Annotated in this window: 13 protein-coding genes; 1 reads left to right on the top strand and 12 read right to left on the bottom strand. The window is 71.2% G+C overall.

Going from position 1 to position 16,072, the window contains the following annotated elements; translation table 11 throughout:
* Positions 1-39: 39 nt before the first annotated feature.
* From ACIBK4_RS41930 to ACIBK4_RS41920, 3 genes are read right to left on the bottom strand one after another with little or no spacing between them, the layout of a single operon-like run.
* Positions 40-1,371 (bottom strand): carboxyl transferase domain-containing protein, encoded by a 1,332-nt coding sequence (locus ACIBK4_RS41930; protein WP_399003933.1) that lies wholly within the window; start codon positions 1,369-1,371, stop codon positions 40-42.
* The gene (locus ACIBK4_RS41925) at positions 1,364-2,809 is read right to left on the bottom strand and encodes an acyl-CoA synthetase (protein WP_399003931.1); all 1,446 of its coding nucleotides are present in this window, start codon (positions 2,807-2,809) and stop codon (positions 1,364-1,366) included. The genes ACIBK4_RS41930 and ACIBK4_RS41925 overlap by 8 nt, the downstream gene beginning before the upstream one ends.
* 59 nt (positions 2,810-2,868) lie before the next feature.
* Positions 2,869-3,909: a MerR family transcriptional regulator gene (locus ACIBK4_RS41920; protein ID WP_399004239.1), complete on the bottom strand. Its 1,041-nt coding sequence runs from the start codon at positions 3,907-3,909 to the stop codon at positions 2,869-2,871.
* A 152-nt stretch (positions 3,910-4,061) separates the two neighbouring features.
* On the opposite strand from ACIBK4_RS41920, the gene ACIBK4_RS41915 reads away from it, so the two are divergent.
* On the top strand, positions 4,062-4,937 hold the full coding sequence (locus ACIBK4_RS41915; protein ID WP_399003929.1) for a RimK family alpha-L-glutamate ligase: 876 nt from the start codon (positions 4,062-4,064) through the stop codon (positions 4,935-4,937).
* Here the strand turns inward: ACIBK4_RS41915 and ACIBK4_RS41910 are convergent.
* Genes ACIBK4_RS41910 through ACIBK4_RS41870 form a run of 9 tightly spaced genes read right to left on the bottom strand, consistent with a single transcriptional unit; the run spans position 4,927 to position 16,002 of the window.
* Positions 4,927-5,448, bottom strand: a complete 522-nt coding sequence (locus ACIBK4_RS41910) for a hypothetical protein (RefSeq protein WP_399003927.1) — start codon at positions 5,446-5,448, stop codon at positions 4,927-4,929. The genes ACIBK4_RS41915 and ACIBK4_RS41910 overlap by 11 nt on opposite strands.
* Complete coding sequence (locus tag ACIBK4_RS41905; protein ID WP_399003925.1) at positions 5,405-6,373, bottom strand: FkbM family methyltransferase; 969 nt, start codon at positions 6,371-6,373, stop codon at positions 5,405-5,407. Before ACIBK4_RS41905 ends, ACIBK4_RS41910 begins: the two co-directional genes overlap by 44 nt.
* Positions 6,370-6,579: a Trm112 family protein gene (locus ACIBK4_RS41900; protein WP_019060261.1), complete on the bottom strand. Its 210-nt coding sequence runs from the start codon at positions 6,577-6,579 to the stop codon at positions 6,370-6,372. The genes ACIBK4_RS41905 and ACIBK4_RS41900 overlap by 4 nt, the downstream gene beginning before the upstream one ends.
* Positions 6,576-7,481, bottom strand: a complete 906-nt coding sequence (locus ACIBK4_RS41895; RefSeq protein WP_399004237.1) for a hypothetical protein — start codon at positions 7,479-7,481, stop codon at positions 6,576-6,578. Before ACIBK4_RS41895 ends, ACIBK4_RS41900 begins: the two co-directional genes overlap by 4 nt.
* A 23-nt stretch (positions 7,482-7,504) precedes the next feature.
* Positions 7,505-8,236, bottom strand: a complete 732-nt coding sequence (locus tag ACIBK4_RS41890) for a class I SAM-dependent methyltransferase (protein WP_399003923.1) — start codon at positions 8,234-8,236, stop codon at positions 7,505-7,507.
* Positions 8,233-9,540, bottom strand: a complete 1,308-nt coding sequence (locus ACIBK4_RS41885; RefSeq protein WP_399003921.1) for a condensation protein — start codon at positions 9,538-9,540, stop codon at positions 8,233-8,235. The genes ACIBK4_RS41890 and ACIBK4_RS41885 overlap by 4 nt, the downstream gene beginning before the upstream one ends.
* A complete protein-coding gene (locus ACIBK4_RS41880; RefSeq protein WP_399004235.1) occupies positions 9,537-14,054 on the bottom strand; it encodes an alpha-(1->3)-arabinofuranosyltransferase family protein in 4,518 nt (1,505 codons plus the stop codon). Before ACIBK4_RS41880 ends, ACIBK4_RS41885 begins: the two co-directional genes overlap by 4 nt.
* On the bottom strand, positions 14,051-14,854 hold the full coding sequence (locus ACIBK4_RS41875; protein ID WP_399003919.1) for a class I SAM-dependent methyltransferase: 804 nt from the start codon (positions 14,852-14,854) through the stop codon (positions 14,051-14,053). Before ACIBK4_RS41875 ends, ACIBK4_RS41880 begins: the two co-directional genes overlap by 4 nt.
* The gene (locus ACIBK4_RS41870; RefSeq protein ID WP_399003917.1) at positions 14,851-16,002 is read right to left on the bottom strand and encodes a glycosyltransferase family 4 protein; all 1,152 of its coding nucleotides are present in this window, start codon (positions 16,000-16,002) and stop codon (positions 14,851-14,853) included. Before ACIBK4_RS41870 ends, ACIBK4_RS41875 begins: the two co-directional genes overlap by 4 nt.
* Positions 16,003-16,072: the final 70 nt, after the last annotated feature.

The following is a 16,072-nucleotide window of genomic DNA, read 5'->3' as shown; positions in this document are numbered from 1 at the left end:
GGCGCCGCCTCCTTGGGAGAGGGGGCGGCGCTCTCCTGCTCATGCGGGCCGGGTGCGGATCACGCCCAGTTCCGCCAAGTCCTGTGGGCGGATGCGGAGTTGGTCAGCCGTCGGCTCTGTCTCCTCCGGTGCGCGCTTCAGGATCGCGGCGGCCAGCTCCGGGGCGATCACCGAGAAGTAACTGTCCGGTGTGGCCCAGGTGTTGCCCGGTGCGGCCAGCGCCAGCGCACCGCCGGAACCGCCCTCCCCGATCAGCAGAGTGGTCAGCGGAGTCCGGGCGGACGCCACCGCGCCGAACAGATCGGCGATCGCCGCGCCCGCGCCCTGCCGTTCCGCCTCGGCGTCGTTCGCCGCACCCGGGGTGTCCACCAGCGTCAGCACCGGGATGCCGAGCCGGTCGGCGAGCCGGATCAGCCGGGCGGCGGTGCGATAACCGGCGGGCCGGGTCGCCGTCCCGGCCTGCGCGGCATACGCGACCGTCCGCCCCTCCCGCTCCCCGAACCCGCACAGCATCCCCGCATCGGTGCCACCGCACCGGTCACCGCTGATCGCGAGCCGGTGAGTGAAGTAGCCGTCCAAGTAGGCGTCGGCACGCGGGCGTTGGGGTGAACGGGCACGCCGTACCGCCTCCCATCCCGTGGCCGGGAGATCGGTCGCCCCGAAGGCAGCAGGCACCGGCGCCTGCCCCACCCACGGCGTGGTCAGCAACCGCAGCCACCTCCCCAGGGTCTCCCTCAACTCCTCCGGTTCTACGACCGCGTCGGCCGCGCCCGCCGCCACCTGCGCCTCCGCCGTGTACGCCGTCGGGTCGGCGTCCGGGGGCCGGACGCGGGAGCCCGCGAAGCCGACCTGGGCCTCGGGCAGGGCCAGGATCACATCGGCGCCCGCGCCGAGCGTGGCCCAGCCGCCGCCCGTGGTCGGGTCGCGCAGTACCGCGATCTGGGGGAGGCCGGCCTCCCTCGTGAGTGCCGACTGGCGTGCCACGCGCTGGAGTTGGGCGAGGGCGATCATGCCCTCCTGCATCCGGCTGCCCCCGGTGGCGACCAACGGCACGACCGGCAACCGGTGTTCACGGGCGTACGTGTACGCCGCCTCCAGCCGGTCCCCGGTGCGTTCGCCGAGCGAGCCGCCGAGGTAGCCGAACTCGAAGGCGATCAGCACCGCTTGCGTGCCCGCGACCGTCGCCGTGCCGCAGATCACAGACTCCGACTCACCCGTGCGGTCGGCGGCGCGGGCGCGCGAGGCGTCGTAGCCCTGCCAGGCGAGGGGGCCGTCCGGCTTGGACTCCCGTGCTGGGTAAGGGAGTTCGGTGAAGGTGGTGTCGTCCGTGATGAGGGCCAGGGTCTCGCGGGCCGAGTGGCGCTCAGTCATGGGTCAGGGAGCGCTTCAGGATCTTCCCCATGTCGTTGCGGGGGAGTTCCGTGATGTGGTGGACGACCCGAGGGCGCTTGTGCGGGGCGAGGCGGCTCGCCACATGGTCGGCCAACTCACCCAGCTCCGGCGGGGATTGGGGATCCGTCGGCACGATCCACGCCACCACCCGCTCGCCCAGGTCGGGGTCCGGTTCGCCGGTGACGGCGGCCTCGCGGACGCCGGGGTGTTCGAGGAGGGCGTTCTCGATCTCACCCGCGCCGATCTTGTAACCCCCGCTCTTGATCAGGTCGGTGGCCTTGCGGCCGACGATCCTGACGTAGCCGTCGGGGTCGCGCACGGCCATGTCGCCGGTGCGGAACCAGCCGTCGGACGTGAAGGCGGCGGCCGTCGCGTCGGGCCGGTTGAGGTACTCGGTGAAGAGGTTCGGGCCGCGCACCTGGATCTCGCCCACGCTCTCGCCGTCGTACAAGGCAAGAGGCGTGCCGTCCTCCTCGACCAGCCGCAACTCCACACCGGGCAGCGGGACCCCCACCGTCCCCGCGCGCGGCTCGCCGTCCGCCCGGACGCTGGTGTTCATCAGGGTCTCCGTCATGCCGTAGCGCTCGATGACGCGGCGGCCGGTCGCCGAGGTGATCCGCTCGTGGTCGTGGACCGGGAGCGCGGCCGAGCCGGAGACCAACAGGCGTGCGCGGCCGAGGGACTTGACCAGTTCGGGGTCGTCGGGGAGGGTCTCGGCGATGCGGTGGTACATCGTCGGGACGCCGAACATCATGGTCGCGCCGTCGTTCAACTCCCGTGCCACGCCCTCGGTGCTGAACCTGCCGAGGTGCCGCACCGAGCCGCCGCGCCGCAGCGGGCCCAGGATGCCCAGCACCAGGCCGTGCACATGGAACAGGGGCAGCCCGTGCACCAGCACGTCGTCGCCGGTCCACTCCCAGGCGTCGGCGAGCGCGTCCAGCGTCGCGGCGATCGCCCGGCGCGGGATCACGGCACCCTTGGGCGGGCCGGTGGTGCCGGAGGTGTAGACGACGAGCGCGGGGTCCTCGTCGTCGGGGGAGACGTCCGGACGGTCCACCCCTGCACCCTGCACGTCGACGTCGACGCGCTCCAAGTGCCCTAGCGCAGAAGGCAGTTCGTCACCCGGAGCCGCCAGTACCAGGGTCGGGGCGCTGTCCGTCAGGATGTGGCCGAGTTCCTTCTCGCCCGACTTCGGGTTGAGGGGGACGGCCGCGACTCCCGCCCGCAGTACGGCGATCACCGCGACGGCCGTCTCCAGCGAGGGGGTGGCCCACACGGCGACCCGGCCGGTGCCCGCGCACCGGGCCGCGAGGGCGTCCGCCGCCGCGCCCAACTCCGCGTAGGTCAGGGACCGGTCACCGAACCGGAGAGCGGGCTGCTCGCCCGGGTTGGTCAGGGCCGGGAAGAGGGTGGACACGCGGCGCACTCCTTAGCCGTCGGGGCAACGGTCCCCAGGTACCGGGGACACCCCCGTTCCTACACCACGTCCGCCACCACACAGCTGACGTTGTCGGGACCCCCGGCCTCGTTCGCCGCGTCGACCAGGGCCCTTACCGCCTCCTCCGGGTCCGGGTTCGCGGTGAGGAGTTCGCGGATCCGGTGCTCCGGGACGACGGCGGTCAGGCCGTCCGAGGAGAGGAGGTAGCGGTCGCCGCGGCGGGTGTCGTGGAGTTTCAGGTCGGGGGTGCCGGTCGTCAACGCCTTGAGGAGCATCGCGCGTTGGGGGTGCGAGCCGGCCTCCTCCGGTGTCAGCCGGCCCTCGTCGATCAGCGACTGGACGACCGAGTGGTCGTGCGTGATCCGGAACAGCCCGCCGTCGCGCAGCAGATACGCGCGCGAGTCCCCGATGTGCACGAGCGCCAGCTGCGAGCCCGTCCACAGCAGCGCGGTCAGGGTCGTGCCGTTCTCGCCGGGATCGGCCACGTCACGGACCGCGTCGGTGGCGCCCCGTACCGCGTCCTCCAGGAGGTTGAGGACATTGCCCGCCGGCACCTCCTCCGTGTCCAGGAAGCGCAGCGCCTCCACCGCCGTGCCGCTCGCGGGCGCGCCCGCCGGGCCGAAGCCGTCGGCGACCGCGAGCAGCCGGGTGCCCGCGTACGCGGTGTCCTGGTTGGAGGGGCGGACCCGGCCGCGGTCCGAGTGGGCGGCATAACGCAGTTCCAGCATGGTGGTGTCCTTTCCCGGTACGGCCGGTCCGGCCGCGAGATGGTCGACGAGGAACCCGGCGAGATCCCGCCGCACCGCCGTCTCCGCCTCGACCCGGGCCCAGTAGGCACGGATCTCGCGGGCTGCGGCGGCCGGTTCGAGGGCACACACCTCACGGATCCCGGCCAGCGGCATGCCCAGCCGCCGCAGCCACGCGACCAGCCGCGCCCGCTCCAGCTGTGCCACCGCGTAGTACCGGTATCCGCTGTCGGGGTCCACGCGCGCCGGCCGCAGCAGCTCCAGCTCGTCGTACAGCCGCAGCGCCTTCGGCGACAGCCTGCACGCCCGCGCGAAGGCCCCGATCGTCAGCATGTCCGTGCCCTTCACGCGCACCTCGGCCTCCTTCGGTTCCGTCACCGATGCTGGGGCTTCACCAAAGGGGAAGGTCAATCCGGTTGCCCCGGTTGCGGGGCGGCCGGTTAACCTGCGGTTCTGTCCGCAGTCCGTACGACGATGGAGGCCCCGTGCCCCGAATCGCCCTCGCCACCTACGACCCCGGACCCCGGCCCAGCAAGGACCGTGACCTCCCGGTGCTGGTGGAGGCGTTGCGGGCGGCCGGGGCCGAGGCGGTTGCCGCGCCGTGGGACGACGCCGGGACCGACTGGGGCGCGTTCGACCTCGTGCTCATCCGCTCCACCTGGGACTACAGCTGGCGGCCCACCGAGTTCGTGGCGTGGGCCGAGCGGACCGCGAAGGCGACCCGGCTGGCGAACCCGGTGCAGGTCGTGCGGTGGAACACCGACAAGCGGTATCTCGGGGACCTCGCGGCGGCCGGTGTGCCCGTCGTACCGACCCGGTATCTCGCCCCCGGCGACCCGGCCGACCTCCCCGACGACCACGAGTACGTCGTCAAGCCGACCTCCGGCGCGGGCGCGCGCTTCGCCGCCCGCTACACGCCCGACGAGCACGAGACGGCCGTACGACAGCTGGAGCGCATGCATGCGGAGGGGCTCACCGCGATGGTGCAGCCGTATCTGACGAATGTGGATGTGAGTGGGGAGCGGGCGCTGCTGTACTTCGGGGGGCGGTTCGTGCACGCCTCGCGGAAGGGGGCCGTGCTGGCGCGCGGGACGGCGTACGACGACGACAAGGTGTCCCACCCCGACCTGGAACCGTGGACCGCGACCGAGGCCGAACTCTCCGTCGCCGGGCGGGCGTTGGCCGCCGTACCGGATGCGCCGGAGCTGCTGTACGCGCGCGTGGACCTCGTCGACGGGCCGGACGGACAGCCGTGTGTGATGGAGCTGGAACTCGTCGAGCCGAACCTCTTTCTCGATCTGCATCCGGAGTCGTCGTTGGCCGCGGTGGTGGACGCGGTGCTCGCCGCCGCTAGTCGCTGATCGCCGTTCTTTGGAGCAGGCCCCAGGTGAACTCGGCCGCGCACCTGTGGCGTACGCCCTGCGCGTCCGGGGCCGTGAAGGCCAGGCCCCAGCGGGTGGGGGCCGTGCCCTCCAGGGGGCGGGCGGGGGCGAACGCGCGGGCCGCCTCGTCGACCGTGCAGGACCAGGGGGTCAGGTCGTCGAGGGTGTGGAGGGCGGGTCCTTCGACACCCGGGGCGCGGACCAGCCATTCGTTCCACACGGCGCCGTTCGGGGCGGTGAGCACCTCGAAGCGGAGGTCGGGCCAGAGCGGGACCGGCCACTGCCAGGCCTCGCAGTCCAGGTCGCCGATCTTGCGCTTCACGGTCGACTCGGGGGTGCCGAGGATCGACCGGTAGCGGGAGGCGGCGGCCCGCCCGCGCGGGGAGTGCAGCATCGCCTGCCAGCGCTTGTTGGCCTCGCGCATGTCGGCGATCGAGACGCCCAGCTCATGACGGGCGTTCTCGACCAGGTCCGGGTTGTGGTCCGCCATACGGCGCAGCAGGACGAGTTGGAAGTCGAGGGGGCTGAAGGGGCGGGCTGGACGGTTCGCTTCGGGCATGTGATCCATCGTCGCGCACGGCACTGACATCGGGCCTGCCGTCGGGCCTGGAGCCGGGGGTGCGGCCGTCGGCGAGGAAGAGCACCGAGTTGATGTAACGGGGCCCGCGCGCGAAGGGCAGCACCCGGCGCAGCAACCCCTGGGAGACGACGTAGGAGTTGCGGGCCTGATGCTTCTCCAAGGGGAAGGACGCGAGCCGGACCCAGTCCCTGTCCCGGTCCGGGAGGACCCAGCCCTCGTAGCCGAGCAGCGACAGATACCGCACCACCGGCGCGATCGGCTGGATACGGGACTCCAGTTCGACGAAGAGCGCGGGGCGGTCGCGGGTCAGGAGGCCGGTCGCGCCGTGCAGGACGGCCAGTTCGCTGCCGTCCACGTCGATCTTGATGAAGCCGACGTCACGGAGGTTCAGACCGTCGAGCGTGACGCACTGGACGTGCACGGCACGGGCGTGGATGTCCCGGCGCACCAGCGAGGACACACCCCGGTCGCCCTCGTCGTCCGGCGGCAGCCACAGGCGGGCGGTGCCGGGGCGGTCGGAAGCGGCGGCCGGGATCACCCGGGCGTGCGCGGGGGCGGCGGCGGTGAGGAGCCGTGCCAGGTGCGGGACCGGCTCTACGGTCACCACCTCGCGGGCGTGTCTCCAGAGCCGGTGCGTCCAGGGGCCGTACCAGCCGCCGACGTCGACCGCCGTGCCGCAGTCGGGCGGCAACAGGTCGGTCAGGCGGGCCAGTTCGGGTTCGAAGCGGGGGTAGACGGCGCGGGCGGTGGCGGCGACCAGACGGGTGGGGAGGAGGGGTGCGAGACGGGCGGTGAGGGTGCGGGGAGTGGGCTTCCCGGGGTTCGTGGGGGTCATGGGGCCATCCGTTTGAGGAGTTCCAAGTGCTCGGCGTCGTCGGTCACTTGCTCTCCGGACGAGGGGAGCAGCTGCGGGATGCCGTCGACGATGGGGTAACGGCGGCGCAGGCGCGGGTTGTAGAGGGCGTCCGTGGGGAGCAGGTGCAGCGGGCCCTTGTCGAGTGGGCAGGCCAGGATCTTCAGCAGGGGGTCGTCCGGGTTCATGGGGGTGTCAACTCCTTGGCCTCGACCGGTGGTTGAGGCGCGTCGTCGTGCTTCGGCATGGTCAGCAGGACGGTGACCGCCAGGGCCGTGCCCCCGATCCGCAGGCCCAGCCGCACCGGGTCGTGCGGCAGGGCCTCGCCGAACGCGAGCGTGCCGAGTATCGCCGTGAACAGACTCGTCACCGTCGTGCAGACCGGCACGATCAGCGAGGCCCGGCAACGCTGCAGCGCCGCCTGGGACATGACCAGGCCGAACGCGCCGGTGAAGAGGAGGAGGTACGGGTACGGCGACCGGAGCAGACCGACTACCGCTCCTCCAAGGTCACTTGTCGTCAGGTAGCTCGACACGCCCTTGATGGCGAGCGAGCTGACCCCGTACAACAGGCCCACCGCCACGCCGTATTCGACGCCCGTGGTGGGCAGCCGGTGGCGGTGGCCCGCGCTGCGCTCGGTGGACCGGTACAGCCAGACGCCGGCGGCGAGCGAGGGTACGCAGACGAGCAGGATCAGCGGATAGGGCGCGTTGCGGCTGACGTGGTCCGAGCCTTCCTTGAGGGACAGCACGACCATCAGCAGGGCGACGAGGATCGCCCCGAGCGCGTACCGTTCGCGGCCGCTGGTCTCCTCGCCGAGCATCCGCGCGGACAGCAGCACGAGCAGCACGAGGCCGGACACGAAGATGCCCTGCGCGGCGGCGATCGGCAGCGTCCGGTACACGGCGAGCTGCGCGCCGAACCCGGACGCCAGCGCGATCGACCCGCCGATCCACAACGGGCTGCCCAGCACCAGCCGCAACAGCCTTGCTGGTTGACGGACCGTCACCTCCGGGAGGGCCGCGAGCGCCCGTTTCTCCAGGACGAAGCCGGTGCTGTACAGCACGTTCGCCAACAGGGCCGCCGCCACTCCCCACCACACGGCCGCGCCCCCTACGTCTTCCGCGCGTGCAGCAGCAGGATCGACGCCAACTGCGGTCTGGCACAGGCCAGTCGGTCCAGGGGGCGGAGCGATCGCGGTACACCGTGGAAGGGCGCACCCTTCAGCCCTACGACCTCGAAGCCGGCCGCCGACACGAACTCCCGTAACGCACGCGGGGTGTAGAGCCGCAGATGTCCTACGACCTCCTTGCCCGGGCGGCCGTGGATCGCGCGCAGGCTCACCTCCGAGAACACGGGCTGGACGCCGGCGAGCAGTAGAGCGCGGTTGTACCAGGCCGCCAAGTTCGGTGTGGACAGCATGAGATGGCCTCCCGGGCGCAGGACGCGGTGGATCTCGGCGAGGGCGGTGTCCGGGTCGACGAGGTGCTCGATCACCTCGCTGAACAGGACGGCGTCGGCGGTGGCCGTGTGGAGGGGGAGTGCGGTGAGTTCGCCGCGGATCGTGTACGGGAGGTGGGTGCGGGCGCGGGTGAGGGCGTCGTGGGACCAGTCGACGCCGATGACTCGGTGGCCGGTGAGGAGGGGGGCGGCGGTGGCGGCCGCGGTGCCGTCGCCGCAGCCGATGTCCAGGACGGTGCGGGGGTGTTCGGGGGTGGCCGGGCCGAGGGCGGTGGCGAGGATGTGGGCCTGGCGGAGGGTGCGGGGGTTGCCGGAGGCGACGGGGGTGGTGGGGTTCTCGTAGAAGTCGCGCAGGCCGGTGGGGCGCGGGGTCGTGGTCGTCATACCGGGTGCTCCTCCGTCTGCTCCGTCGTGTGCAGGTAGTGCTCGAACAGGTCGCGGAGGTGGGCTCCGTCGGCGGGGCCGAGGAGGGTGCGGGACCAGCGGAGGGCCACGTGGAGTTTCCCCGCGGTGGACGCCGTCGTCACGGTGAGGCCTCGGGGCATGCGGGCGGGGGCGGAGAACCACACCGCGTGCGCGCGGCCCGCCGGGTCGCCGAAGTCCAGGGTGTACGGGATGCGGCCGATGTTGCTGAGGAGGGTGGTCGAGGTCCAGGGGGCCGCCGCCTTGCGCAGGCTTCGGGTGAGGGTGGCCCGCCAGGCGACGGGGACGACCGGGGTCGTCAACAGGGTTGCTCCGTGGCCCAGTTGAGGGCGGGGGAGGGCTTTGAGGGCGCGGGTTCTCGTTGCCGTGCGGTGGAGCAGTTCGGCCATGTGGTGGTCGGGGGCGGTGGTCAACTCGTCCGGGGCGAAGGTGACTTCGACGAGTCTCGTGCCGTTGCCTATCGGCATGTCCGTGCCTCGGGGGCGGTCGTCCACGGGCATCGTGATGCGCATCGGGCGGGGGTGTTCGCCGTGTTCGCGGTTCCAGTGGGCGATCATCAGGGCCGTGGTGACCATGAGTTGGTCGTTCACCGTGTAGGGGGAGTTCCTGGGGCGGTGGGGGACGGGGAGTTCGGTGAGGAGGAGGCCGTTCCCGCCGGGGGTGGGGGCGAGGGTGGGGGTGCCGGGGGCTACTCGGGCGGGTGGGGTCCATGTGGACGGGGTGTTCTCGGGGAGGTCCGGGGTGTCTGGGGGGCGGGTTGGTGGGGCGGTCGGGGTGTTGTCCTTGCCTCCGTAGAGCTCCGCTGCGGTGGCGAGGATGCGGAGGCAGGCGGGGCCGTCCAGTGCGGTGTGGTTGACCGTGAGGATCAGGGCGGTTCCGTGGGGGTGGGTTACTGCTTCGAGGCGGATGGGTGGGGAGGCGGTCAGGGGTGGGGTGTGGTCCAGGGAGCGGGTGCGGGCCTGTTTCAGGGCGTCTCGGGTGGGGGGTGGGAAGGTGACCGGCTCTATGTCTGGGGTGGTGGTCAACTCCCATTCGTAGCGGCGGCGGTACCAGGGGCCCGGGGCCTCGCGCATGAGGATGCGGGGGTGGTGGTGCAGGGCCTCGGTGAATGCGGTGCGGAGCCGTTCCGGGTTGATGGGGCCTGGGAGGTGGACCTCTATGTGGACGGTTTCCGGTTCGGTGGACTGGTGGCAGTGGCGGGCGATTTCGTCGACTGTGGGGAAGGGGATGCGGGTGGGGGAGCGGGGTTCGTTGAGTGTGGTCATTCCGGTTCGTCCCTTGGCTGCGGGTCTGTGGGGGCTGGTCGCGCAGTTCCCCGCGCCCCTAGCGGGTCCTCGCCGTGGGGCGTCTCGGTGTTGCCGGCCTCCGGGCCGGTGGGGGCTGGTCGCGCCGTTCCCCGCGCCCCTAGCGGGGCGCCTTTGGCTGGCGCTGGTTGAGGAGTGGGCCGGTGGAAGGGGATGGGGGTGGTCGGGGTGTCTGGCTCCTGGGGGCCTGGGCCCCGTGCGGAGATCGTGGGGCCGGACTTCAGCGCCTCTGGCCTCTTCCCGGCGCCCTCCGTCTCGTACGCCGTGCTTCCCTCGCCGCCTGCTTTCTCGCCCAGTCCGCTCGCCCCGCGCTCCCGTTGAGGCAGCGGTCCCGGGGCGTCCGGTGCAGGCCTGTACTCGCTCTCCTCCCGTACGCTCACCAAGCCCGCGAACAAGCCGATCAGCGCGAGGAGTTGGGCTGTGTGGCCGAACGCTCCCTCGCCTGCGCCCACTGGTTCCCCGGCTCCTGTTGCCGCCGCGATTCCGGCCCCGGCGAGAGCGATGAACGCGATGGGGACCAGGAGCGCGTGGCGGCGGTAGGCCAGTAGTGCCAGGGCCGGGACCAGGAGTGCGAACCAGCCCGCTATCACCACGCCGACCAGCGTCAGCGCCACCGTGCCCAGCCACAGGCCGGGCAAGGGCGGGGGTGGTGGTACCTCGTCCGAACTTGGTTCGTGGCGGCGCCAGATCACCAGCGCCAGGAGGATCACTACTGCGGCTCCGCTGCCGATGAGGCCGGCCTCGTATGTTGTTGCCGGGGTGTAGGAGAGTTTGATCGTGCCGCCTGCTCCTGCCGGGATGCGCCAGCCCTGTTGCCAGCCGTCCAGGCGGAGTGGGGTCAACTTCTTGCCGTTCAGGGTGGCTTGCCAACCCGTGTTGTAGTTCTCGTACGTGGTGAGGTACGAAGCCGAGCCTGCTCCTGCCGTTACCTCTCGGCGGTCGCCCAGCCAGTCCTGGATCGTCAACTTGCGGGCGGTGGCAGTGGGTTCGGTGATGGTGCCCCTGGTCAGCGTCAGGTCCGTGAGGGTCAGGGGGCCCGCGTCTCCCGCCTCCACCCGGTGTGTTCCCGACGTCAGTTCCAACGCCCCGTCCGCCTTGCCCTGCTGACAGGGCGTCACCTCCACCTCCCGGCGTTCCGTCAGGTCGCCTACCGATCCCTTCACGCTGGTCGGGTACAGCTCGCCGTCCACCGCCACCACCGGGCCCTTTCCGCAGGGCAGGGTGAAGGGGCGGGAGGGGTCCGGCTGTGGGGTGCGGTACTGGTCCAGGGCCGGGATGTAGGCCTCTGTCAGGCCCACCGGTAGTTGGAGGTTGTCGTCCGCTATCGGGTTGTGGAGGGTCAGGGGGGCCGTTTTCGTGATCGTGATGGTCAGGCTGTCCGTGGTTATCGGGTCGAAGCGGGCTACTCCGTTCTCGTCCACGCCCGCGATCGTCGAACCGTCCGGTGACGTGATGTCCACCTCGGTCGGGCGCGTCGACAGGCCGCCCGCCGGGGCCAACACCACTTCGCCCACCGCCTGTTTGCCGGTCCAGGTGAGGTGGATCGTCGGGCGGTCACCCGCTATCCAGCCCGTCGTCAGGTCGCCGTCCGTGAGGTTGCGGGCGGACAGGCCGGTGCCAAGTGCCGCTGTGGAGTCCGCCGTTGCCGTGATGCGGTGCTGCTGGGCGGGGGCCACCTCGTAGAGGAGCTTGTCCAACTCCTCGCCCGGCGTCGCCACCGCGCTCGCCTTCATCTCGTACGTTCCGGCCGTCGGCGTCGAGAACGTGCGGTGCAGGCCCGCCTCCGTGCCCGTCGGGGAGAGGCCCGTCGGGTCGGCCGTGCGGTGCAGGGAGATGATCTCGGCGGAGGCGTCGGTCGAGTTCGCGTCGGTGGGGAGCTTGAGGAGTCGGGTCACCTGGACGTGGGGGAGGGCGATCTCCGAGAAGCCCGCACCGGTCAAGCCCGTGTGGCGGGCCACCGAGTCGACGATCGTCAGCTTCATCCAACTCGTAGACCCTGCAGGTGCCTTGATGGTCTGCGTCATGCCGTTCGGCTGGAGGTAGCTGGTCGCCGAGCCCTTCGCCGTCTCCACCCTCACCTCTGTCGCCGCCGCCCGCACGCTCTCCTGCGGGAGCGGAGTCACCTTGAACGAACCCGGCATGTCGTACGACCCGCCCGTGAAGCCGATGCGCAGCCACTGGCCGTTCGGTGAACCCGCCGCGCCCTCCGCCCACGCGGTGTCCGGGTTGCCGTCGAAGGCGTTCACCGGGTCGAACTGGGGGAGCGAGAACAGCCAGTTGCCGCTCGAAGACGCCGTCACCGAACGGGCGCCGCGCAGCTCTGCGACCGTCTGGTGGGCGATGCCCTTCGTCGGCAGGATCTGTTTCGGTTTCTTGCTGGCGTCCTGGACCGCGTCCGGTGCGTTCCGCTCGTCGGGGGTATACGTGTACGACGTGTTGGCGTCCACCAAGCCGAACCGGGTGTCGGCGCGGCGCAGTCCGTCGCCGACCACCTGGAGCGTGGGTGAGCCCAGGCCCGGATGGTTGTCGCCCGTCAACACCGTTGCTCTGCCTCGGAGTTCGGTGGCGAGGGGGAGGAGGGACTCCGGGCCGCCGGAGACCACCGCCGTGTCGGCCACCGGCGTGAGGGCTGCCTGGCCGGGGCGGGTCACGTCCTTGCTCGTCGGCTCGTAGATCTCCACCGCTCGCTGGCGCGGGTAGAGGCCCTCGACCTGGAGCGGGGTGTCGTTGGCGATCCGGCCGCCCGTCATGATCGGGCCCAGGCCGGTCACCCGCTGGTACCCGGATTGCTCCAGGGTGCGTTTGACGGTGGTCGTCGGGACGTAGCCGATCTGGTCGGGGTCCAGGTCGTTGCGTACGACGACGTAGTAGATGCCCGCTCGGCTCAAGTAGTCGGCCAGGCCCGGGACTTCGCTGCCGCTGGCCAGTGCCTGCTCCACCGCGTCCATCGCGCGGCGGTTGCCGGGGGTGCCCATCGGGACGTAATCGCGTTCCGCCCAACGGGAGTTGGCGAGGACGTCCAGGGGCTCGTCGATGGGGGAGCCCCAGGTGTAGATGCCGTGCGCGGTCGCCGGGACGACCAGGGCGCGGGAGTCGGGGGAGTACTTGTGCAGCCAATCCGCCGTGGACTGCCAGTACTTGGGCAGCTGCTGGAACGAACCCGGGTTCAGGATCGACCCGTTGAGATACGGCCACGCCAGGCCGGGGAGTACGAGGATCACGGCGATCAGCGGGGCGAGTCGGCGGCCCGGCACCGGGCGGGCTCCGCGTGTCTCGGCGGCCACGCCCACCAAGTGGGCCAGGCCCAGGACGAGTACGAGGGCGAGCCCCGCCTGGAACTTGTAGATGTTGCGGAACGGGACGAGCGGACCGTTCAGCCAGTCCTGCACCAGCCCGTGGAAGGGCGCCCCGAACGCGCCGCCGTACCCGGCGAACAGGATCAGCGCGACCGTCACGGCCGTCAGCACCAGCCACCGCCGCTCCGGCATGTCCCGGCGGGCCAGCCCGGCCAGCCCCAGTCCTGCCGCGAGCGCCGAACAGACGATCACGATCACCGAGGACGCGATCGTCCAGCCGGCCGGTATCCAGGCCTCCCCGAGGTGCAGATAGGCGACCCAGTCACCGGCTCCGCGCAGGCCCTCCGTCGCCGACATGGTGTCCGTCGTGGTCTGCGAAGTCTCCACGTAGGGAAGGAAGTTCTCGCCGTAGACACCGAGCATGAGCAGTGGGATCCACCACCACGCCGTCGCCAGGATCACCCCCGGCACCCACCACGCGATCAGTTTGCGCTGCCGTGGCCCGGGCGGGCGGGAGAGCAGATACAGGCCGACGGGGAGGAGGGAGGCGAGGGTCGCGGCCGCGTTGACCCCACCCATGAACGGCACGATCAACGCCGACCGCAGGGCCGCGATCCGGGCCGTGTACCGCTCGTTGGTGAGCGGCAGCAGCACCCAGGGGAGAAAGGCCCCGGGGAGGGCGGCGGCCGAGGTCGACCCCACGACGATCGTGAACACCGGCCACAACGCGTAGGTCACGGCGGCGAGGAGCCGGGACGCGGGGCTGCCGATGCGCAACCGCTCGGCCAGCCGCAGCGCACCCCAGAAGGCGACCGAGACGACGAGCGACAGCCACAGCCGTTCCGCGAGCCACACCGGCAGGTGCACGGCATGCGCGAGCCAGTAGAACGGGAGCATCGGCCAGAGGTAGCCCGCGTACTGGTCCTGGATACCGCCGAACGAACCCCGGTCGTGCCACAACTGCCCCAGGTCGGACAGGAATTGGCCGGGATCGACGGTGACGCCGAGCTTGGTGTCGAAGGTCTGCCGCCCCGGGTGCACGGCGAGGAACAGCACGAACACCACGGCCCAGAACCCCAGCAGCCAGCGCCACGACCTCGGCCCCTCCGGGGGACCCGCGATGGTCGTGGTGGTGGGATCGGCCGCCGGGGGCGGGGCCTGGACCGTGGTCGCCGTCATGGTGGACACCGCCGGAGGATGAGGAGGAGGTTCCAGGTGGCCAACTCCCTTATCCCGGGCGCCTTGACGACGGCTCGGTCCAGGAAGGGCCAGTAGCGGGAGCGAGCCGCGACGACCATCACGTCGTCGCGGGCGCGCACCTGCCGCAGGGTGGCTCCGATGTGCACGGCGAACAGGTTCTCGCCGAGAGTGTGCTTGGCCGGCTTTCCGGTACGGCGCCGGTAACGGGCACGGGCCCGTTCGGCACCGAGGTAGTGCCACGGCGCCCACTCGTGACCGCCCCACGGGGACAGCCAGTTGGTGAACGACACATAGATCAGCCCACCGGGCCGCGTCACCCGGGCCAGCTCACTGAGAAACGTCTCCGGATCGGCCACATGCTCAAGGACATTGGAGGAGAACGTCACATCCGCGACCCCGGAGGACAGCGGCAACAAATACCCGTCCGCGATGACGGTCCCGTCGGGCGGTTTCGCCCCCAACTCCCTTGCGTCCGGCTCGAAGAGGTAGGCGTGAGCACCGCGCCGCCGAAACTCCTCGGTGAAGTACCCGCTCCCGCCACCGACGTCCACGACGGTACGACCGGCAACGGGCCCGTAGTAGGCCTCGACTTGATCAGCAGCATCACGGGCGAGGAGGGAGTAGCAGGCTTCGGGGTCGTCCTGCTCATGCAGAAAGGCACGAAAGAGGGCGAGCGAACGGCGGAAGGAGGGGTCCTTGAAACTCCGCTGTGGTGCAGCGCCCCGATAGGGGCGCGGGGAACTGCGCGACCAGCCCCCACGCACCCGCAGCCAACTCACGACCCCCAGCCCTTCACCGCCTCACCGGCCACCAAACGAAACTGCCTGACCGTCCGATCCCAGCGATAGCGCCCCGCACGATCCCGCGCCGCCACACCCATGACCTCACGCCGAAGCCCGGACAGAGCCAACGTGCACCAGGCCGCAGCGAACGACGACTCCCCCCGAGCCAGCACACCGGTCTCCCCGTCAACAACCGAGTCCCGCAACCCAGGCACGTCAAAGGCGATCGCCGGAGTCTCCCGAACCGCAGCCTCGGTCACCACCAGCCCCCACCCCTCCAACGCAGAGGGATGCAGCAACAACCAAGCCGCACACAGGAGTTCGTGCTTCCGAGCCTCAGAAACATGCCCGGTGAACTCCACACCGGGCCCGGCAAGCCGCTCAAGCCGCTCACGTTCAGGCCCGTCCCCGACGATCACCAGCCGCCCGCCGGTCACGGGACGTACCCGCTCCCACAACCGCAGCAACAGATCGATCCGCTTGTACTCGACCAACCGCCCCACCGCCACGAACAGCGGCTCCGGAGAACGCTCACCACGAGGCCCGGGCTCCTCAACTCCGTTGTGGACAACCCGAATCCGATCCCGCTCGACCCCGATGCCGCGCAGCGCATGCGCAGTCGAGGGAGAGACCGCGACCAACAGGCCGTGATGCTGCGCACCGGTCAACGCCCAGTGTTCGAGTCTTCGCCCGATCCGCGCCGCCGGCGCCATCGGCCCGCCGAACCGCATCTTCCACAGATCGGTGTGGACGTGGTTGACCAGCCGCAGCGTCGGCCCGTGATGCCACACGGGCGCGAAGTACGGCATCCCGTTGCACACCTCGACCAACAGATCGCAGGCGCCGACCTGTTGGGTGAACGCGGTGCGGGCGCGCAGGAAGTGGCCGTAGGCACCGCCCGCCGAGATGACGCGGTAGTCGCGGTAGGACGCGGGGCCGCCGCACAACAGGGTGACCTGGTGGCCCAGTTGGGTCAGGCCGTCGGCGAGTCTGTCCACGAGGAGTTCGGAGCCGCCGGCCTGCGGGTTGTCGAGATCCCGGTGGGCGAGGAAGACGATCCGGCGCGGTTGCGGCACCGGCGCCGGGGGCTGCTGCGTGACCGGGGGAAACGGGGCGCGCAGCGTGTAGGGCACGTGCTGGGGCATGGGTGCTCCAACTCGTCTCAGGGTGCGGAACGTTGGCGGATCAGGGTGTGGAACTCGGGCGGAACTTCCC

Source organism: Streptomyces sp. NPDC050528, from assembly GCF_044457795.1.
Taxonomy (GTDB): Bacteria; Actinomycetota; Actinomycetes; order Streptomycetales; family Streptomycetaceae; genus Streptomyces.
The sequence above is the reverse complement of the archived record's forward strand: the minus strand, read 5'-3'. Positions and strand labels throughout refer to the sequence as shown.